Annotated in this window: 16 protein-coding genes and 2 pseudogenes; 5 read left to right on the top strand and 13 right to left on the bottom strand. The window is 33.4% G+C overall.

All coding sequences use genetic code 11. From position 1 onward, the window contains the following. Positions 1-29: 29 nt before the first annotated feature. The 3 genes from JNUCC83_RS02375 to uvrB form a co-directional block, all read right to left on the bottom strand. Positions 30-872, bottom strand: coding sequence for a phosphate ABC transporter substrate-binding protein PstS family protein (locus tag JNUCC83_RS02375; RefSeq protein WP_454461311.1), 843 nt, complete (start codon positions 870-872; stop codon positions 30-32). Between the two features lie 245 nt (positions 873-1117). Beyond that, the gene (gene uvrA, locus JNUCC83_RS02370) at positions 1118-3940 is read right to left on the bottom strand and encodes an excinuclease ABC subunit UvrA (protein WP_454460644.1); all 2823 of its coding nucleotides are present in this window, start codon (positions 3938-3940) and stop codon (positions 1118-1120) included. Between the two features lie 12 nt (positions 3941-3952). Next, positions 3953-5953 carry an excinuclease ABC subunit UvrB gene (gene uvrB / locus JNUCC83_RS02365; RefSeq protein WP_454460643.1) on the bottom strand — a complete coding sequence of 667 codons (2001 nt, stop codon included), beginning with the start codon at positions 5951-5953 and terminating at the stop codon, positions 3953-3955. A 148-nt stretch (positions 5954-6101) separates the two neighbouring features. On the opposite strand from uvrB, the gene JNUCC83_RS02360 reads away from it, so the two are divergent. Further along, entirely contained in the window at positions 6102-7436 is a 1335-nt protein-coding gene (locus JNUCC83_RS02360; protein WP_454460642.1) for a C1 family peptidase, read from the top strand. A 131-nt stretch (positions 7437-7567) separates the two neighbouring features. Here the strand turns inward: JNUCC83_RS02360 and tnpA are convergent, their stop codons facing one another. The 3 genes from tnpA to JNUCC83_RS02345 form a co-directional block, all read right to left on the bottom strand. Further along, the gene (gene tnpA / locus JNUCC83_RS02355) at positions 7568-8041 is read right to left on the bottom strand and encodes an IS200/IS605 family transposase (RefSeq protein WP_454459189.1); all 474 of its coding nucleotides are present in this window, start codon (positions 8039-8041) and stop codon (positions 7568-7570) included. Positions 8042-8225: 184 nt separating this feature from the next. Continuing rightward, entirely contained in the window at positions 8226-9170 is a 945-nt protein-coding gene (locus JNUCC83_RS02350) for an LCP family glycopolymer transferase (RefSeq protein ID WP_454460641.1), read from the bottom strand. A 102-nt stretch (positions 9171-9272) separates the two neighbouring features. Next, a complete protein-coding gene (locus JNUCC83_RS02345; protein WP_454460640.1) occupies positions 9273-10445 on the bottom strand; it encodes a MalY/PatB family protein in 1173 nt (390 codons plus the stop codon). A 157-nt stretch (positions 10446-10602) separates the two neighbouring features. Between JNUCC83_RS02345 and JNUCC83_RS02340 the strand changes: the two genes are divergently transcribed. Both JNUCC83_RS02340 and feoB read left to right on the top strand, forming a co-directional pair. Next, complete coding sequence (locus tag JNUCC83_RS02340; RefSeq protein ID WP_454460639.1) at positions 10603-10839, top strand: FeoA family protein; 237 nt, start codon at positions 10603-10605, stop codon at positions 10837-10839. Further along, complete coding sequence (gene feoB, locus JNUCC83_RS02335; protein ID WP_454460638.1) at positions 10829-12742, top strand: ferrous iron transporter B; 1914 nt, start codon at positions 10829-10831, stop codon at positions 12740-12742. Before JNUCC83_RS02340 ends, feoB begins: the two co-directional genes overlap by 11 nt. 32 nt (positions 12743-12774) lie before the next feature. Here feoB and JNUCC83_RS02330 read toward each other — a convergent pair whose 3' ends face one another. From JNUCC83_RS02330 to JNUCC83_RS02310, 5 genes are all read right to left on the bottom strand, one after another. Beyond that, positions 12775-12981: a heavy-metal-associated domain-containing protein gene (locus tag JNUCC83_RS02330; protein WP_454460637.1), complete on the bottom strand. Its 207-nt coding sequence runs from the start codon at positions 12979-12981 to the stop codon at positions 12775-12777. A 91-nt stretch (positions 12982-13072) separates the two neighbouring features. Next, positions 13073-14371: an asparagine--tRNA ligase gene (asnS, locus tag JNUCC83_RS02325; RefSeq protein ID WP_454460636.1), complete on the bottom strand. Its 1299-nt coding sequence runs from the start codon at positions 14369-14371 to the stop codon at positions 13073-13075. 24 nt (positions 14372-14395) lie between these two features. Next, positions 14396-15583, bottom strand: a complete 1188-nt coding sequence (locus tag JNUCC83_RS02320; RefSeq protein ID WP_454460635.1) for a pyridoxal phosphate-dependent aminotransferase — start codon at positions 15581-15583, stop codon at positions 14396-14398. A 12-nt stretch (positions 15584-15595) separates the two neighbouring features. After that, positions 15596-16075, bottom strand: coding sequence for a cell wall elongation regulator TseB-like domain-containing protein (locus JNUCC83_RS02315; RefSeq protein ID WP_454460634.1), 480 nt, complete (start codon positions 16073-16075; stop codon positions 15596-15598). Between the two features lie 22 nt (positions 16076-16097). Next, entirely contained in the window at positions 16098-18773 is a 2676-nt protein-coding gene (locus tag JNUCC83_RS02310; protein WP_454460633.1) for a helicase C-terminal domain-containing protein, read from the bottom strand. A 173-nt stretch (positions 18774-18946) separates the two neighbouring features. Between JNUCC83_RS02310 and JNUCC83_RS02305 the strand changes: the two genes are divergently transcribed. Both JNUCC83_RS02305 and gloA read left to right on the top strand, forming a co-directional pair. Further along, positions 18947-19828 carry a hypothetical protein gene (locus JNUCC83_RS02305; protein WP_454460632.1) on the top strand — a complete coding sequence of 294 codons (882 nt, stop codon included), beginning with the start codon at positions 18947-18949 and terminating at the stop codon, positions 19826-19828. Between the two features lie 74 nt (positions 19829-19902). Next, complete coding sequence (gene gloA, locus JNUCC83_RS02300) at positions 19903-20277, top strand: lactoylglutathione lyase (protein ID WP_454460631.1); 375 nt, start codon at positions 19903-19905, stop codon at positions 20275-20277. Positions 20278-20438: 161 nt separating this feature from the next. On the opposite strand, the pseudogene JNUCC83_RS02295 reads toward gloA, so the two are convergent. Then, positions 20439-21524: pseudogene (locus JNUCC83_RS02295) on the bottom strand (ISL3 family transposase); the annotation flags it as partial. A 2-nt stretch (positions 21525-21526) separates the two neighbouring features. Further along, a pseudogene (locus JNUCC83_RS02290) lies at positions 21527-22093 on the bottom strand (transposase); the annotation flags it as partial. Positions 22094-22240: the final 147 nt, after the last annotated feature.

The following is a 22240-nucleotide window of genomic DNA, read 5'->3' as shown; positions in this document are numbered from 1 at the left end:
AATTTATCCTCCTATTGAAACAACAATTTTTATTTGGAAATTTTTTCTATATTACCTTCAACATCTCTTTCAACCTGCATTTGCGACACAGGGATATAACCTAATTGTGGAACAATATTTTCTTGTACCTCTTCTGAGAGCATATATTCAAGGAAGTCTTTCGTTAATCCTTGTGGCTCTCCTTTTGTATACATGTGTTCATATGACCAGATAACCCATTTATTATCTTTTACATTATCTTCAGTTGGCTTAACCCCATCAATGCTCAACGTAGCAACATCTTTATTGACATAAGAAAAGGCAACATAACTAATTGCTCCAGGTGTCGTACTTACAATTTGTCTCACCATTCCTGTTGAATCTTGTTCTTGGGAACCTTTTGCTTTTTTACCTTGTAATACCCATTGTTCAAACGTATGACGGCTACCACTACCAGCTGCACGATTAATCAATACAATTTCTTGATTTTTACCGCCAACTTGTTTCCAGTTAGTTATTTCTCCAGTAAATATTTTCTTTAAATTTTCCATACTAATATCAGATACACCCACTTCTTTATTAACAATCGGCGTTAATCCAACAATAGCAACTTTATGATCAACTAATAATTTACTATCAATGCCTTCTTTTTCTTCTGCAAATAAATCAGAATCGCCTATTTGCACAGCACCAGCTTGAACTTGACTTAATCCTGTTCCACTACCGCCACCTTGAACATTAATAAATTTACCTAAATGATTACTACTATATTGTTCACCAGCAGCCTCAACAAGTGGTTGCATAGCAGATGATCCCACAGCATTTATCGATTCACCATTGTCAACTGCACCACATCCAGTCACAGTTAATAGAAAACCAACTGATGCGATCATTTTTAACACTCTTTTCACGAATGTCCCCCCTAAGTTTTTACAAAAAATTTACACAATGAAATAGTACCTGACTTATCTCATGATAAACATATAATTTAGTAACATAAATTGCAAGTCTTTTTACATTTAATTTACAATGTAAACGCTTTATAAAAAATGCGATATAATTAAGCAATTATTAATGAATACATAACAAAAAAAGACAGATAAAATTCTGCCGTTTTTTGTCATAATAGTCAATATCATTATCGTTCCATAACTTCTTTTAAATAATATCCTGTATAACTTTCTTCCACTTTTATAATATCCTCTGGTGTTCCTGTAGCTATAATTGTTCCACCACCATCGCCACCTTCTGGACCCAAGTCAATAATGTAATCAGCTGTTTTTATCACATCTAGATTATGTTCAATCACTAATACTGTGTTACCACTATCAACTAAACGGTTTAAAACCTCAAGTAGACGACTTATATCTTCCGTATGAAGTCCTGTGGTTGGCTCATCTAATATGTAGAAATTTTTCCCAGTTGATCGCTTATGCAGTTCGCTCGCCAACTTCATCCGTTGTGCTTCTCCACCTGATAAAGTGGTCGCAGATTGACCAAGTTTTACATAACCTAGTCCAACATCAACAATTGTTTGCAATTTACGATGAATTTTAGGAATCGCTTGGAAAAATTCAACAGATTCCTCCACTGTCATCTCCAATATTTCAGCAATATTTTTACCCTTATATCGAACCTCTAATGTTTCAGAATTATAACGCTGTCCATGACAGACTTCACATGGAACGTATACATCTGGTAAAAAGTGCATTTCTATTTTTATAATACCATCTCCACGACACGCTTCACATCTCCCACCTTTTACATTAAAACTAAATCGGCCTTTTTTGTATCCACGGGTTTTAGCTTCATTTGTTTTAGCAAACAAATCACGGATATCATCAAATACGCTTGTATAGGTAGCTGGATTACTTCGAGGTGTTCTACCTATTGGACTTTGATCGATATCAATAATTTTTTCAATCGTTTCATAGCCGGTTATCTCCTCAAATTTCCCCGGCTTGGCAGAGTTTCGATTAATTTTTTGAGCTAAAGCTTTTTTTAAAATCGTATTCACCAATGTACTTTTTCCAGAACCAGACACGCCTGTCACGGCAACGAATTTACCCATAGGAAACTCAACAGAAATATTTTTTAAATTGTTCTCTTTTGCTCCCTTAATAGTCACGCTCTCTCCATTACCTTTTCGTCGCTCTTTTGGCACCTCAATTTTTCGTTTTCCTGAGAGGTATTGTCCTGTTAAAGAATTTTTATCTTTTTCTACTTCTTTTGGAGTCCCAGCAGAAATAATTTGTCCGCCTTGTTCACCTGCCCCTGGTCCAATGTCAATCAAATAATCAGCCGCTCTCATAGTATCTTCATCATGTTCAACTACAACTAAAGTATTTCCTAAATCTCGCATTTTTTTCAATGAATCAATTAAACGATTGTTATCACGTTGATGTAACCCTATAGATGGTTCGTCTAATATATAAAGTACACCAGATAAGTTTGACCCAATTTGTGTTGCTAAACGAATACGCTGTGCTTCTCCACCTGAGAGTGTCCCAGCAGAACGACTCAGTGTTAAGTAGCCTAGACCAACATTTTCTAAGAAACTTAAACGATCCTTTATTTCTTTTAGTATCGGTTTTGAAATCATCGTATCTTGTTCACCAAATGTTAATTCTGACATATAATTAAGTGATTTATTAACGGACAGCTCACTGATTTCTCCAATATGTTTCCCATCAATTTTTACCGATAAAGCTTCTTTATTAAGACGATAACCATGACATGTTTCACACGTTAATTCAGTCATATATAGTTTCATTTGTTCTCTAGTATAATCACTGTTGGTTTCATGATAACGTCGATTAATATTTGTTAAAATACCTTCAAATGGAATATCCACATCACGTACGCCACCAAACTCATTTTTATAATGAAAATGAAACGTTTTTTCTCCAGAACCTCTAAATAATAACTCTTTTTGTTCTTTCGTTAACTCTTTAAACGGCGTATCAAAATCAATACCAAACTGCTCACAAGCTTGTTCTAACATATTAGGATAATAATTAGAACTAATCGGATTCCAAGGTGCAATAGCTCCTTCTCTTAGTGTTTTCATGTCATCTGGTACAACTAAATCTGCATCCACTTCTAATTTAACACTTAACCCATCACACTCAGGACATGCACCAAATGGCGTATTAAAAGAAAACAATCGTGGTTCAATATCTCCTACAGTAAAGCCACAATAAGGACAAGCATAATGTTCGCTAAATAACATCTCTTCTTGACCAATGACATCAATCAAAACATACCCATCAGCCAAACGTAGTGCTAATTCTAAAGAATCAAATAATCGCGACCGCACACCATCTTTTATCACAATACGGTCAACAATAATTTCTATGTCATGTTTTTTATTTTTTTCTAGTTCAGGCACCTCAGAAATATCATAGGTTTCACCATCTACCCTCACACGAACAAAACCATCTTTTTTTATTTTCTCAAACACTTTCTTATGTTGGCCTTTTTTTCCGCGAACAAGAGGAGCTAAAATTTGAATTCTAGTTCGTTCTTCTAATTCTAACAATTTATCTGCCATCTGTTCAGGCGATTGGCTACTAATTTTAGTGCCATCATTTGGACAAATCGGCTCTCCCACACGAGCATAAAGCAGCCTTAAATAATCATTTATTTCTGTTACCGTCCCAACAGTTGAACGAGGATTTTTACTTGTTGTTTTTTGGTCAATCGAAATAGCTGGACTTAATCCATCAATACTGTCAACATCCGGTTTGTCCATCTGACCCAAAAACTGCCTAGCATAAGATGATAAACTTTCAACATATCGTCTTTGTCCTTCAGCGTATAATGTATCAAACGCTAACGAGCTTTTACCTGAACCTGATAATCCGGTAATCACAACTAATTTATCTCTTGGTATCGTCACATCTATATTTTTTAAATTATGTGCTCTCGCACCGTGTATCACAATTTTATCATTTGCCATATGTCATATCTCCTATTTGCTTGCTTTAAGTTCTAATAACGTGTCACGTAATGTGGCCGCTTTTTCAAAATCGAGCGCCTTTGCTGCATCTTTCATTTGGAGTTCAATATCGAGTAACACTGCTTCCTTACCATCTCTATCCATTGCATTGTATTGCTCTTTAATAGATACTGCTCCAACAGATTCTTCATCACTTTCTTTAGTGATACGGATCAAATCGCGTATGTCTTTTTTGATTGTTTTAGGAACAATTCCATGTTCAGCATTATATTCCTCCTGAATCGTTCGACGACGACTTGTTTCAGACATTGCTTTTTCCATTGAATCCGTGATTTTATCAGCATACATAATTACTTTACCATCTGCATTTCTTGCAGCACGACCGATAGTTTGAATAAGTGAGCGTTCACTTCGTAAAAATCCTTCTTTATCTGCATCAAGTATTGCAACAAGTGACACCTCTGGCACGTCTAACCCTTCACGCAATAAATTAATCCCAATTAAAACATCAAATTCACCCAAGCGTAAATCTCGAATAATTTCTGTTCTCTCGAGAGTTTTTATGTCACTATGAAGGTACTTCACTTTAATACCTAATTCTTTAAAGTAATCAGTTAAATCCTCTGACATTTTTTTTGTTAAGGTCGTGATAAAGACGCGTTCGTTTCTTTCCGCTCGCTCGTAAATTTCACCAACCAAATCATCAATTTGTCCCATAATTGGTCTGACTTCAATCACAGGGTCAAGCAATCCTGTTGGTCGGATAATTTGTTCGACAATTTCTTGTGTTTGTTCCATTTCATAAGGACCAGGTGTTGCTGATACATACATAATTTGATCGACTTTTTCTTCAAATTCTTCTAGGCGCAGTGGACGGTTATCCAGCGCACTCGGTAATCTAAATCCATAATCAACTAACATTTGCTTTCTAGCCCTGTCTCCATTATACATCCCACGAATTTGTGGCATAGTTACATGTGACTCATCAACCATAATTAAAAAATCATCCGGAAAAAAGTCAATCAATGTATAAGGTGCCTCGCCCTCACTTCGTCCATCCATATGGCGCGAATAATTTTCAATGCCTGAACAATAACCCATCTCACGCATCATTTCGATATCATAATTGGTTCGTTGTTCGAGCCTCTGAGCTTCTAATAGTTTCTCCTCACTTCTGAGTTCTTTTAATCGTTCATCCAATTCTTTTTGAATTTTTGCAATAGCTTCTTCAAGATGTTCTTCATTTGTCACAAAGTGAGTCGCAGGAAAAATAGCAATATGTTCTCTTTCCCCAATAATCTCACCTGTTAACGCGTTAAATTCTCTAATTCGATCAATCTCATCACCAAAAAATTCAATTCTTAAGGCATAATCATCTTTTGAAGCAAGAAAAATCTCTACGACATCCCCTCTTACACGAAATCGTCCACGTTGAAAGTCGATGTCATTTCGTTCAAACTGAATATCGACTAAATTCCTAAGTAATTGGTCCCGCTCCATTTCCATACCTTCACGCAACGACAAAACTTGATTTTGATATTCTCTAGGATCTCCCAATCCATAAATACAAGATACAGATGCCACAACAATAACATCGTTTCTTTCTAATAAAGAGCTTGTAGCCGAATGGCGTAATTTATCAATTTCATCATTAACACTCGAGTCTTTTTCTATATACGTATCACTTGATGGCACATACGCTTCCGGTTGATAATAATCATAATAACTAACAAAATATTCAACCGCATTATTAGGGAAAAATTCCTTAAACTCACTATACAGCTGTCCAGCAAGTGTTTTATTATGTGCAATAATTAAAGTTGGTTTGTTAACTTCTTTTATCACATTTGACATCGTAAATGTTTTACCTGATCCTGTCACTCCCAGTAGTATTTGAGCTTTTTCATTATTTTCTATATTCTTAACTAATGTTTTTATTGCCTCAGGTTGATCACCCGCAGGTTCGTATTTTGATACTAAATCAAAGGTATTATTTGTTTTTCTTTCAATCATAATGAAACTCCTTTAGATTTACTTATTTTCTCAATTTTATCATACCGAACATACTTTCGCAAAACAGGAGCATTCAAAAAAACAATCGATTTAGTGTTATTTTCTCTTTCATTGGAGTAGAATAGAAACAAAAGAAAGGTGTGTTTACATGGTAAAATCAATTTCAACTGAACAAATTAAACAAATGGAACAAAAATATGTTTCAAATCGTGAGCACTTATTAAGTCAACGTGCTGTCATGAAAAATGGTATTTTAGCATCATCAGAAAATCAAAAAGCAGTTGTTGAAAACAATCCCGTCTTCTCTATCGACTTAGATACAGGAAACGTCACAAATCAAAAACAAAGTGGTCGTTGTTGGATGTTTGCTGCACTCAATACATTCAGACATGATGTCTTAAACAATCATCACATTAAAGACTTTGAGCTATCTCAAAATTACACATTCTTTTGGGATAAATTTGAAAAAGCAAATTATTTCTACGAAAACATCATCAAAACAAGCAATCAAGAGTTAACCAGTCGTGAAGTCGCATTCTTACTAGCAACACCTCAACAAGATGGTGGACAATGGGATATGTTAGTAGCAATTATCCAAAAATATGGCATTGTGCCAAAAACAATCATGCCTGAAACTAAAAGTAGTTCAAGCAGTCGTGAGTTAAACACTTATTTAAACAAAAAACTAAGAAAAGATGCCTTAACACTTAGAACATTAATTCATAATGGAGCTTCTGAAAAAGAAGTTGAAACTCGTAAAGTTGAGTTATTGCAAGAGATTTATAACTTACTAAGTACTTCTCTTGGTACGCCTCCAACTGAATTTGACTATTCTTATTACGATACTGATGGAAACTATCATATAGAACAAGGCTTAACACCAACTTCTTTCTATGATAAATACATCGGCACTGACTTAAATGATTATGTCAGCATCATCAACGCACCAACTAAGGACAAACCTTACAATCAAGTTTACACTGTAGATATGTTAGGAAACGTGGTCGGTGGTAAAGAAGTACGTCATTTAAATGTTGACATTGAAACATTTAAACAACTGGCTATTAACCAATTAAAAGATGGCGAAAGTGTTTGGTTTGGTTGTGATGTCGGCCAGTCTTCTACAAGAGATACTGGTATTATGGCAACAGATATTTACAGTGTTGAAGATACTTTAGACATCAACTACACTATGAGTAAAGCTGAACGCTTAGATTATGGTGAAAGTTTAATGACCCATGCTATGGTCTTAACTGGTGTTAACTTAATCAACGACAAACCAACTAAATGGAAAGTTGAAAATAGTTGGGGAGATAAAGTTGGAACAAAAGGTTATTTTGTCATGAGTGATGACTGGATGAGTGAATATACTTATCAAGTTGTGGTTAACAAAAAATACCTTTCAGATGACTTGAAAAAAATCGTTGAACAAGACAATGCCACTGTTTTAGCACCCTGGGATCCAATGGGAGCATTAGCTTAATCAAAACCTCCAGTGAGAACTGGAGGTTTGTTCTTCGGCTGAAAGCCTCTATTACCGGCTTGAGCCTGAAAGGCTCACTGAAACGGTTTCCCTCATGCACCACATTCACTCGCTGATCCTAAAAGGATCTATTATTTCTTTTTATTTTTCTCTCCTGTAAACGGATCATATTCTTCAAATAATGTTAGTTGATCTGCTACATAATCTTCTCGAATTTGATTTCTTATGTATTCCTCAATTTGTTTCTTATTTCGTCCTACTGTATCAACATAGTAACCCCGACACCAAAATTTTCTGTTACCATATCTATATTTCAAATTAGCATGTCTGTCAAAGATCATAAGACTGCTTTTTCCTTTTAAGTAACCTATGAATCCTGAAACACTTAATTTTGGTGGAATACTTACTAACATATGAACATGATCTTTACATGCGCTAGCTTCAATTATTTCAACACCTTTTCGCTCACATAATAACCTTAGTATTTCTCCGATACTTTGTTTGTATTTTCCATAAATAATTTGTCGTCTGTATTTAGGTGCAAAAACTATATGATACTTACATTTCCATGTTGTGTGTGATAAACTTTGATTGTCCTTTTTCATAAGGAGCCTCCTATATGATTGATATTTTGTGGTCGGGAAACCAAATTTATCTTATCATTTTAGGAGGCTTTTTTAATACCACGCTGAAAGCTCTTTAGAACCACCCGCATAGCAGGTGGTTTTCAAAACATATAAAAAAATAAAAGAGTTAACCATCTATTAATTAGGTGGTTAACTCTTTTTGTTATTTAAGTTGCGATTTTACTAAATTTTGAACACGAACCAATTCTGTTTCAGGTATTTCTTGATAAGAAATACCGTCAATCATTACACCTTCTCCTTGTAATGTTTCACTTTGAATATGCTTAAAGCTATCACGATATTTCATCGCTATTTCAAACATTTCGTCTGGCTCTAAATCTGTCTTCATATTGTTCTCGATTGCTTTTAAAATATCTTTATATCGCTTAACACCCGTAAATCCTAAAGCTTTATTAGCAATAGCTTCAATCACTTGCTGTTGTCTCGCTTGACGCCCATAATCACCATTTGGATCTTCATATCTCATTCTTGTATAAGCTAAAGCCTCTTTACCATTTAACTTGATAGGACCTTTTTTAAAAGTTATGCCATCTTGAGCAAATTCAAACTTATTCGTCACTTCAACACCATCCACAGCATTGACTAACTCTTCAAATCCCATCATATTAATCCACACATAATGGTTTAATTGCATATCTAGCAAATTATCAACAGTATCCATTGCCATTTTAGCTTGCCCATAAGCGTATGCATGAGCAACTTTTTCTACCGTATCATGTCCAACAATCTCAGTTCGTGTGTCTCGTGGAATACTTATTAATGTTGTTTTTTTCTCTTTCGGGTTCACCGTTGCAACTAACATCGTATCCGAACGTCCCACATCATTTCGTCCAAAATCACCTGTATCAATTCCTAACAGTAATACTGAAAATGGTGCACCCTCCTGAATATTTTTATCATCAGGTCTTCCATCTACTGGGGCACTGACTTTATCAGCAACATTTTTTACATCAAAATACGTTTTTGCTAAAAAAATTCCAGCGCCTGCGATAATGACTAATAAAATTGTTAGTAATACTATGACTGTCTTTTTCAATCCGCTCGATTTCTTTTTTACCTTCTTGTTTCTTCTTGACTTATTATCCATTATGCATCTCCTAAAACACCATATTTATAACACTAATATTACCATATTGACTAATATAATTCTCAGCATTTTAGGGAAACCTTAAATAAATTTTAAAATTTACTAATTGTTTAACACATTTGCTAAATTATTTACAGCTATGTCAATATTTTTAGGATGTGTTGCTAAATTAACTCGAATAAATGTTCCATTATTTTTACCAAACCATTCACCGTAATCTATAGCTATTTTAGCTTCTTCTTGCATTACTTTTTTTATATTTTCTTGTGTAACATATGATGATAAATCAATCCATGACAAATACGTTCCTTCTTTCTCATAGACAACTGCATCTGGTAAAAGAGTTGAAAATAATTTTTTCATTAAGTCAAAGTTCTCATCAATCGTTTCATTAAGTTCATTTAACCATAGTTTACCAAACTCATAACTAGTTTGTGTTGCAATAACTCCCATCAAACTGGTTGGGTTACTAATTCTTGTCTTGATAAACTCATCATAAGTCTCTCTATTTTTTTGAGATGGAATAAAAATATGCGAGTGTAATAAACTGGCTAGATTAAATGATTTAGATGCAGCATTAACTACTATCAACTGGTCATAATCGATATCACTAACACTCAAAAAACTATTAAAAGATGTGTTTTTACTAGTAAAATCTTGATGTATTTCATCTGAAATAATCAAGACACTATGTTCTTTACAGATTTCTTTTACTTTAGTCAATTCTTCTAATGACCACACTCTACCAACTGGATTATGAGGTGAACAAAAAATAATCGCTTTTACCTGATTTTCGATAATCTTTTTTTCCATACTGTCATAATCGATTTTATACTTTCCATCTTCCACTACTAATTCAGACACCACAAGTTGTCGATTGTTCTGATTAATGACATCATAGAATGGGTAATAAACTGGTGAAAAAATCATCACTGCCTCACGTCCTTTAGTAAAACATTGAATCAAATAATGTAGTGAATTGACCACCCCGGTAGAAAAACGTAGCCAATCTTTATCAATTGATACATGATGTCTCTCTTTTTGCCAAGAAACTACAGCATGATAATAACCTTCAGGGACAAGTGAATAACCAAATACCCCATGGTTAATTCGTTCTTGCATTTTATTTTGTACCTCATGTGGGATTTTAAAATCCATATCTGCTACCCATAATGGCAACAACCCTTTGCTTCCATACCTATCAGAAACCCCATCCCACTTCAGAGAATCCGTATCATAACGGTCAACATAGTACTTATCATAAAATTTTTCCATGTAATCCACCCCTTTATATTAATACCTCATTTTAGCACAAATAAAACATAATAAGAAAAGAGTGATATCTATATACAATTCAGAAAGGATTGATTAAATAGTATATTAGGTATAAAATAAAGATAAATTAGGCTAACCTAAAAAAAGGAGTAAAAATATGAAAACTTTACTAAACTTAGAACTTGATGATCAGGCAACTATCAGTCATGTCATTCACCCAGATGCTGATATGAAACAACGACTTTATGATTTGGGATTTTATCCTGGAACAACTGTAAAGAAAACACTTGTAAGTCCCAAAAAAGACCCTATTGCCTATCGTCTACGAGGAACAACCATTGCTTTAAGAAATTCAGATGCTCAGTATGTGGAGGTATATTGTGATGACAAATGAAGAAAGAGATATGTTTGTAATCGAAAGAAAAAAAGAGTCCGATGTAGTGATTACTCTCGCCGGAAATCCTAATGTCGGTAAAAGTTCTGTTTTTAACGAACTGACAGGACTAAGACAACACACAGGAAACTGGCCCGGGAAGACAGTTGATTTGGCTCAAGGTCGAACAGAATTCGATGGTCAAGGCTTTATTCTAGTTGATTTACCCGGTACCTATTCTTTATCTGCTCATTCTGCTGAAGAAGAGGTTGCACGTGATTTTATAAAATCTAATGAATCACAAGCAACCATTGTTGTTTGTGATGCAACCAGTTTAGAAAGAAACTTAAATCTTGTGTTACAAATCATGCAACTCACACCAAATGTTGTTGTTTGTGTTAATTTGTTAGATGAAGCTAAAAAGAAAAAAATTCATATTAATTTAGACAAATTGCAAGAACTACTTGGCGTGCCTGTTGTTGGAACATCGGCTGTAAAAAAACAAGGTCTAGATACACTAATGAAACAAACCAAAGCCGTGATTGATGGTGATATAACATCCAATCCTTTTATGATTGAAGCCTTACAACAACTGCATGAAGACAAGGAAACTGAGACACTAGCAATAGTCGATAGAGCAAGTGTGATAGTAAAAGAGGTGACTATTTTTGAGGATAAAAACTTTGATTTAAAAGATCAAAAATTAGATAAACTGTTAACACAAAAAAGTACAGGTATTCCAATCATGATTCTATTATTAATGATCATCTTTTGGTTTACAATTGAAGGAGCTGACGGCCCCTCTGATTTTTTAGCAGATAATTTTGATAAATTTGGGAATTGGCTGATGAGTATCACTACAAGTTGGGGTGTGCCAGAAATCATTCGAGATGTTTTAATTGATGGGGTATACAAAGTTCTTTCAACCGTAGTTGCAGTTATGTTACCACCAATGGCTATCTTCTTTCCATTGTTTACTTTACTAGAAGACTTTGGGTATCTCCCAAGAGTTGCTTTCAACTTAGACAAGCATTTTCAAAAAGCTGGTGCATGTGGTAAACAAGCATTAACCATGTGTATGGGATTTGGCTGCAATGCGGCTGGCGTGGTTGGCGCAAGAATTATTGACTCACCTAGAGAGCGACTTATTGCTATTATTACAAATAATTTTGTTCCATGTAACGGTCGTTTTCCTATTCTTATCACTGTCATTACAGTATTCTTTACAGGAGGTGCCGTGGGACTTCTTGGGTCAATTAAATCTGCAACCTTTTTAACAGGTGTCATATTACTCGGTGTTTTTACGACGATTTTTGTGTCACGTCTACTATCAAAGACTGTCTTAACAGGGATTCCGTCATCTTTTACTTTAGAATTACCACCTTATAGAAAACCACAAGTTGGTCAAGTCATCGTTCGCTCGATTTTTGATAGAACATTATTTGTCTTATGGCGTGCTATTATTGTCGCGGCTCCAGCCGGATTAGTGATTTGGGTATTAGCCAATGTCTCTATTGGAGATCAATCTATTTTGCAAAGTATCACTAGTTTTATTGATCCATTTGCTAGACTAATGGGACTAGATGGCACTATCTTTATGGCTTTTATTCTAGGTTTACCAGCAAATGAAATTGTTATTCCTATTATGATTATGGGTTATATGGCAACAGGAACAATCACAGATTTTAGTTCTTTAGATCAATTTAGACAGCTATTATTAAGTAATGGTTGGACTTGGCTCACAGCTATGAATGTAATTTTGTTTACTCTATATCATTGGCCTTGCTCAACCACATTGCTAACTATTTATAAAGAAACAAAAAGTAAAAAATGGACATTTGCTTCCTTTATCATTCCAACCATTATTGGTGTTGGTATCACAATGCTAACAACTGGTATTGCTCATTTATTTCATTTAGTTTAATACAAAAAACTCGACTTTTTTCAGTCGAGTTTTTAAATAGTTGGTATATAACCTAAATCTTCAATTTTATTTACTAAATCTTTAATCGCTACTTTTGATTCGTCAAAAGCCACATCAGCCTCCTTATTTTCTAGTGAGACGTTGACATCACTAACCCCATCGATTTCTGACAATCCTTTTTCAACGCGACTAGAACAGTGTCCACAATTCATCCCATCAATGTGTATTTTTTGTTTCATATTTTTTCACCTCTCATTTATTAATGTAAGGTTATGACTTTTTTTATATTATGTCAAACAAAAAAGCCCCTTTAAAGGAGCCTTTATTGCTTTATGGATAAATACGGTGTAACAAACGTGGGAATGGACTAGCTTCACGAACATGTTCAATACCACATACCCAGGTTACTGTTCTTTCTAACCCCAAACCAAAACCAGAATGAGGAACAGCACCATATTTTTGTAAATCTAAGTACCACTCATAATCTTTACGATCTAGACCATCTTTTTCTATTTGAGCTAATAGGTAATCGTAACCTATTGCCCTTTCACTACCACCGATAATTTCTCCATACCCTTCTGGAGCGATTAAATCAGCACGAATCACTACATCATCTCTTGTTGGATGTGGTTTCATGTAGAATGGACTCATTGATTTTGGATAGTTTAAAATGAATACTGGTTTTTCAAAATGGTTTGCGATAAACGTTTCATGTGGTGAGCCAAAGTCATCACCCCAAGTAATATCTTCAAATCCATTTTGTTGTAACAATTCAACCGCTTCATCGTAAGAAATACGTGGGAATGGTAGTTCTGTGTATTTTCTCAATAAATCTTTGTCGCGCTCTAAAACGTCCAAAGCATAGTCACAATTTTCTAACACTTTTTCAATCATAAATGCCACATATTGCTCTTGGATTTCTAAACTTCCTTCTTGATCAACAAATGCCATCTCTGGTTCCATCATCCAAAACTCAGTTAAATGACGACGTGTTTTTGATTTTTCTGCACGGAACGTCGGACCAAAAGAAAATACTTTTCCAAACGCCATTGCAGCTGCTTCAAGATATAGCTGACCAGTTTGAGATAGGTATGCAGGAGAGCCAAAATAATCTGTCTCAAATAATTCTGTTGTTCCCTCTGGTGCACTACTTGTTAAAATTGGTGGATCGATTTTAATAAATCCACGGTCGTTAAAGAATTCATATGTCGCACGAATTAATTCATTTCTTACTTGCATAATGGCATGTTGTTTTGATGAACGCAACCATAAATGACGATGATCCATTAAAAAGTCTGTTCCATGCTCTTTCGGTGTAATTGGGTAATCATGACTTTCTCCGACAACTTCAATTCCTTGAATACCAATTTCATATCCAAATTTTGAACGAGTGTCTTCTCTGATTTCACCAGTCACAATCACTGATGTTTCTTGATTTAAACTTTTAGCTAACTCAAAAACTTCATCGCCTACCTCATTTTTGACAACGACTCCTTGAAAATAAGCTGAACCATCTCTTAATTGTAAGAAAGCTATTTTACCGCTAGAGCGTTTATTGGCAACCCATGCACCAATTTTAACAACTTCTCCAACATGTTTTTTTGAATCAATAATATTTATTGTTTCCACTTGAACACCCCACTAAATTTTATATTAAATTCGTTTACTATCAATAAATTGGTTTATTTTTTCGATTGCTTGAGTTAATGTTTTTATATCTGTTGCATAACTAAGTCTGACATGATGGTTCGTTCCAAAAGCTTCACCTGTGACAACAGCTACATGGACTTCTTCAAGTAAATCGTTGACCCAAGTAGTCACATTATCGTATCCACATATCTCCATAGTTTCCTTAATATTAGGATAAAGATAAAAAGCCCCTTGAGGTTTTTCTACTTTAACACCTGGTATAGCTTTAACTAAAGGATAAATCTGATTTAATCTTTCTTCAAATGTTTGACGCATCAATTCAACAATGTCTTGATCACCACTTAACGCTTCAATTGCTGCATATTGACTAACTGTAGTCGGATTTCCTGTCGACTGAGACATGACTTTTGATACTTGTGATGTTATCTCTTGGTTACATAAAGCATAACCAATTCGCCAACCTGTCATAGCATATGCCTTTGATACACCATTAACCACAATGGTTTGTTGCTTAATCTCATCAGATAAACTCACTATTGATGTAAATACATTACCATTATAAACTAGTTTCGCGTAAATATCATCGGCAATTATATAAATGTTATGCAAAACAGCCCACTCACCAATGCTTATTAATTCTTCTTTAGTATAAATACTACCAGTTGGATTAGAAGGAGAATTTAAAATAATCGCTTTCGTACGCTCTGTTCGTACTTTTTCCAGTTCATCTACAGTAACACGGTAATGGTTGTCTTGTGTCGTCTCTGCAAAAACCGGCTTTCCCTCAGCCAGTTCAACCTGTGCACTATAGCTTACCCAATAAGGTGTTGGAATAATCACTTCATCACCTGGATTTAAAATTGTCTGAAACAAAGAATATAAAATAAATTTGGCTCCCGTACCAACAAATACTTCATTTAACCTATAACTCACGCCATAATCTTCTCTTGTTCTATCTATAATTGCCTGCTTCAACTCATTAAGACCTGTAGCTGCTGTATAAAAGCTTGATACTCCCTCTTCTATCGAGCGGATGGCTGCTTGTTGAATCGAGTTTGGCGTTGGAAAATCAGGTTCACCAACCGTTAAGTTTAATACATCTATTCCTTGTTCTTTTAATTTTTTTGCTTTTGCTGCTGCTTGAAGTGTCGCTGATTCTTTTAATTGACTAACTTTCTTTGAAAACTCCATTTTTTCATCCCCTTAAATTTTTAATGCTCCATTTTTTATCTCGCCAGAATAAAAATCAACTAAGTAATACACCAAATGATCATCTTTACTTTTAGCAGTTATTTCCCAAACAGGTTTCTCATCAACTAATCCCAACGATACTTTTTTAATCATTTTTGTTTCATTAGTCTTGAGTACAGTTTGTATAGCATCATCTTGTTTAACTCCTTTATCTGCGTAAATCACCAATGCTCCTTTTCCATTCTCTGGAATCATAACAATCTTTTCTTGATTGTTATCATCTCTTCCAACAACACTGTAAGTATTCTCCTGCCTTGTAAACCAATAAAATTCATCAACTTTATTGATATGACCTAAATTTTTTGCAATCGCCACTGCTTGACGCTTAGTTGAACGATAGGTGGACGTTGAACGATAAAAAATAGCACTTATTACTACAAGAATGGTGATAAGAGTTATCGTCAAATATTTTATTAGTTTATTTTCACGCATACACTTTCTCCTATACTAAAATTTATTCACAGCTTTTGCCTAAAAAAACAACCGATTCTCTCAACAATTCAGATAAATTAACAGAACGAATTGTCAATGATTTTGGAAGATAAGATTGTAGCTCATGACTGTACTGACTAGATACTAATCGATCATCTAGAAGAACCAATACTCCCTTGTCATCTGGACTTCTTAACAAACGACCAATCCCTTGTCTGAGTGTCATCCCTGCTTGTGGTATAGCATCTTCATAAAATGGGTTTCGTCCTTGTTGCTCGATATAACGATATCTCGCTTGAACAATCGGTCGTGTAGGTGGTTCAAATGGTAACTTAGTCATGATAACAATGTCAATTGATTGTTTATTAAAGTCCATTCCTTCCCAAAAACTGTTAGCACCAAGAATAATACACTTATTACCTTGATTGATTTTCTTTATAATCTTCTCCTTAGTCCCCGAAATACCTTGTGCTAAAACTAAAACGTCTCTTTGATTAAAGTAATCGACTAAGTTTTTATATACCAACTCTAATAATTGATGTGATGTAAAGAGAACAAGCATTGTTTTTTCATGAACATCATACAATTGTCTCACAGACTTGGATATCCGCTTAGAAAAATCTTTTGTCGATTTAATTGAGTAATATGCTACATCATTTAATAGAAATAATCTTGCCTGTTTACCATAATTAAATACTGTTGGCAAAGTTTTTTTCTCTATGTTATTAATACCAAGCTTACGTTCAAAATAACTAGAATCATTATCTAATTGTAAACTACCACTAGTATAGATAATTTTTTTAGCTTTTTTATACCATTCATACTGTTCGACTGTCAAATCAGAAAATTGAATCATCGACAAAATGACATGAGATTTATTACTATAAACCCATCTGACTAGTTTGTCATTATTATCATAGAAATAAGATTGAAATAGACCATAACTAACTTCCACATCGTTTCGTATTTTATAAAAATCCTTATCATTTAATGTCACATTATTTCGATTTAATTTAATAAGTTCTAACAACTCTCTATACAAAACATTTATTTGTTTGATACTTCTTTTTACAATAGGTACTTGGTCAAACAGTTCTCGAATACTAATCAACTGTTCTTCATTTTTATGTTGAATATCATAATACGTTAGAAAAACTTCTTCAAGCCATAATAAGGAATCTCGTAATTCTCTATAGATTGTCACACTCATCTCAACATCATCTTTCTGATGACTATTGATAATTCCAAAAATCTCCACTAAACGATTTAATTCAAATAACCATGAAGACAAAGATAATTTTTTCGTAGAGGAAGATTCAATCAGCCTTGGTAATTGATGTGCTTCATCTATGACAACTGTATCAAATACAGGTAAAAAACGTTCCTCTTTTTGACTATCTGCTAACAGGAACGAATGATTTACTATTATAAAATCAGCAAACTGACATTTGTCTGTTAAATAATGATAAAAATCTTCTTCAAAAAAAACGGAAGACTTTAGTAACTCTTGTTGTCCAAAATGACTAACCTGATGATAAAATATATTGTTTTTAATCACATTAACTTCATCTAAATCACCTGTGTTAGTTTCTAAGAGCCAAACCAATATAGCCATCTGACACATTGCATAATTTTTTTGTGACACTGGCTGTTCAAGCGTTTGTTTAAATGACTCTAAACTAATATAATGTGATGCACTCTTTACAACTACTCCTTGCTTATTCGCGTTCGTTAATTTATTTAACAAAGATATATCCTGATACTCAATTTGGTTTTGTAGCATTATAGTAGAAGTTGAAATTAAATATTTCTCTTTATTAGAAAAAAATGCCAAAGGATATAAATACCCTAACGTCTTGCCAGTACCTGTTTCAGCTTCAATAAATAAATTTTTAAAGTCATTTTTCTCACTCAGAAATTCATAAATATCTGTTGCCATCTCTTTTTGTGTTAGCCGTAAACGAGCTAAAGAATCATCAAAACTTTTCAATTCATCTTTTACTCTAAAACGATAACTATACGATTTTTTCTTTAGAGCGATACCGTCTACAATAGTATAATCATCTGTGGGTAAATAATCTTTATCAACCGATTCATCTAACACCATTTGAAATAAATCCTGATTGTTAACACTCAAATCTATAGACAAACTTGCTAATGTTTCTTTTGTGACTAATGGTAGAGCCCTAAGCTTTTCTATCATTAATATAAATCCTTGTGCTGTAACATAAGCATCACTTAATGCTTGATGAGGATTAGAATGAATGATAGATAGTTCTGATGCCATATCACTTACCCTAAAGCCACTTGAAGTTGGAAATAATATCTGAAATAACTCAACTGTATCAATGCAGGGAGTCTTTAATGGCTCTATTCCCGCTCTAGTCAGCTCGCTATTTAAAAAATTAAAATCAAAAAAAACATTGTGTGCAACAAACACACATCCTTCTAATAGTTGCTTAATCGTATATGCCACATCTTCAAAATAAGGAGCATTTGCCACATCTTTATTGGAAATACCAGTCAATTCTGTTATCTGTTTTGGTATTGAGCGTAGTGGATTAATATCAATAGATAGCTGATTAACAATTTGTTGATTTTCAATAATCACACAAGCAAATTGAATAATTTTGTCTGTCTGTTGATTTGTACCAGTAGTTTCTATATCAACTACAGCAAATAAATTGGAAGCTTCCATTACCTCAACCCTTTCTAATTTTTACTCACCATTGTATTATACTATATTCTATTAATAAGTCATTAAAGAAAAACGCTATAAAATTTATTGAATACGTTTGTTTTAAACATCAAACTATGGTTAAATATAATTATATCAGTTTGTATTTTTTTATAGAAAGGTACCTAAAGCATATGAAGCATTTAAAGACAATTGGCATATTGATTATTATATTTTGGATTATTGCTCTTTTTTTGACATATACTCCAAGTTTCTTTTGGTTTGCTTATCTTTTTATATCATCATTAGCCATGCTACTAGCCATTATTCTTATCGTCTATTTAAATCCAGAAATATATTATCAAATAGAAGATTTTATCAATAACAGGTTTCATCATTCTATTACTGACTCTATTGATAATGAAGATAACGAAGATGACTATTATATCGTTCCAACCAAAAAGAAAAAAAAGAAAAGAAAAAAGAAAAAAAGAAAACAGTTCTACGATATTACAACGTTGAGACAAAGAAAAGATACTCACTCTGACTATATGATTATTAATACATCGTCAGCGAATATTAGACATAAGGAGTATTTGCATACTACTATTCCTGAAATCAAGAAAGAAGAAAAGCAAAAAATACTATTTGAAACAATCTTACAACTAAAAGAAGATCATTTCTTTTCTAGCCTATACGCTGGTCTATCTGATGATGATTTAAAGACTCACTACAACGAGTATCATTCAAGAAAAATATATGAACTCTATGACAACATCATACCTAATACCTATGCAAAAATGCTTTATGATACACATTCAAACACTAATAGACTTAGCATCTTTATACCAAATAAACAAAATTCTGATTCTGATTTCAACTTAGGTTTTATTTCTATTGAAGATAGTTATAAATCAGATATCTTAATTAATAAGTATACCAATATACAAGTTATCCCTACTATTCTAGGTGGTACTTATAAAGAAGTCTATAAAGATGAAAATAATAACATACATGTTAAAACAGCTTTTACACCTTATGATTTAACCGTGTCTTTAGCTTTTTACAATATATAACAAACCAAAAACTAGAATTCATAAATATTACATGTTACTATGAAAGTAATCTATGAGAAAAGGATGTTGATACAATGAAAATGGCTCATACATGTGTACGAGTAAAAGATTTAGATGCTTCACTAAAGTTTTACAAACAAGCTTTTAATTTTGAAGAATCTCGTAGAAGAGATTTTCCTGAAAATAAATTTACCTTAGTTTATCTAACTTTACCTGGTGACTCCTATGAATTAGAATTAACTTACAACTATGATTCAGAAGGTTATGACTTAGGTAATGGTTATGGTCATATTGCTATATCAACTAATGACTTAGAAGGTTTACATGCAAAACATACTGAAGAAGGTTTTAACGTTACAGAATTAAAACATTTACCAAATGTGCCACCTTCATATTATTTTATCATCGATCCTGATGGCTATAAAATTGAAGTTATTAGAGAAAAATAGTATAACATAGACTCTATAATTTGGACTGTACACTAAATCGTATTGATAGATTAAATTCTATCAATACGATTTTTTATTGGCTCTTTGTCAAATCGGACTGATGAGTTGGATTTATAAGATGATATATTTGAGATTATTCTCAGATTTATCATCTTTTTTAGTTATTTAATTTTAATAAGGTCGTTGATCAAGAAAATTCTTATGCGCATATTTGTAAATGAGTTGAATCCATAGGAAACTCTCTTAAGAGTTTTTATATGAGTATTCTTAGCCTCAAGTTTTCCATTGGAAAAACTGTATTTTAGGGCGTTTCTAATACCTACTTCATAGGAAATCAGATTTTCTATTTTATCTCTAAATTGTGTATCCAAGCTATCAGGTAGATTTTTCAATAGTTCGAAAAAGGAATGCCCATCTTTGTTTCTAAAGTGATACATTAGTAAATGGAAGATGTCATAAGCTTCTTTTAGATCAGAAGAGAATGACAGTAGTCGATCAATCACCATAGATTCCGTTAAAAGAGGATACTTTGGAGAAGGAAAACTTCTCCAGGTCTTGAAATTTGAAATGGAAATATTTGTTTGATTTTTTAGAAGTAATTTCCAATTTGATTTTAATTTATTTGCTTTTGACTTTTTCTTGTTGGTAACTAATCTCTTCATTTCTCGGATTCTAAAATCATTAAAAGCGGTGTTCAAATGCTTTACAATATGGAATCTATCAATGATTAACTTAGCAGTAGGAAAGACTTTTTTAATTAATTGAAAATAAGCTGCATTCATATCTGTTACTAAAAATTTAACTTTTTCCCGTTCCTCCAACGGAGAGCGATTGAAGTAAGGGATTATTTTATCTAATTTCCTACTAGGTAAAATGTCCACTAATTCACCTGTTTTTCCATCAGCACATATGAAGCTCATTTTATCTTCATAACTAGCGTGAGATCTAAATTCATCTACCATTAAAACTTTTGGAAAGGACCGTGGTTTAAGTTGTTGTGGGAGTTGTGATTCAACTGACTTAAGAACTCTTAAAACTGTCGTTAAAGAAACGTGGCATTGTTTAGCTATAAATGTCATAGAGACTTTCTCAGTTAATAATTCTAAAATCTTCAAAGTAATAAATTTACTGATATGACAGTTTTTTTCAACAATAGAACACTGTGCCGTCCAATTGTGCGAACAGCTTTTACAATGGAATCGTTGTTTCTTCAGTTTTAAAATAGTGGGCATATTTTGATAAGAATCTAAAAGTTTTTTCTATCAGCAACTGTACTTGGTCGTTCATCCATCGATTTTCCTAGTTCTTTTTTATGCTTACGACTTCTTTTCTTTTTAGGTGAGAGTCTGATTTTCATCTTGAGATGATGGTTTCTAATAGGTAAAAAGCCACTATCAATATAATTATAAAGTGTCTTATTAGAGACAGTAGGTGTATTCCAAGTCCTCATGGACTTGATAAAACCAACAATTGCATCTGGTGACCAATTAAAATCAATAATCTGTTTACAGGCATAATTAATAAAGTCAACAGCACTGGCTAGCTTAGAATTAGCACCACAACGCTTTCTATTTTCTATATATTTAGCTTGTCCTGTCTCAGCAAAATAGAGTTGTCTAGGCTTTTTATTTTCTTTGATTTGCGTTGTTGTACCACGTTTTAGCTCATTGTTTATTGTTTGATGGTGTCGACCTAATCGTTTACCGATTGCTCTATTAGAATCACCTCTATTATGCCAAACTTCAATAAGTTGTCTTTCTTCAAAGGAAAGATGTTTATAAGTCAATTTTTGTGTGGTATTCTGAATTTGCGCCATGATAAAAATTCCTTTCGTTGTTGGGTAGATACTTCAATGATACATGAATTTTACCATGGTGTTTTTTTATTATTTTAGGGTGGCTAACTTGATTCTACAATTAACCATTCATATCTGTTACTAAAAATTTAACTTTTTCCCGTTCCT

This window comes from Vagococcus sp. JNUCC 83 (assembly GCF_053667615.1).
This window is presented reverse-complemented; position numbering and strand designations above follow the sequence as displayed.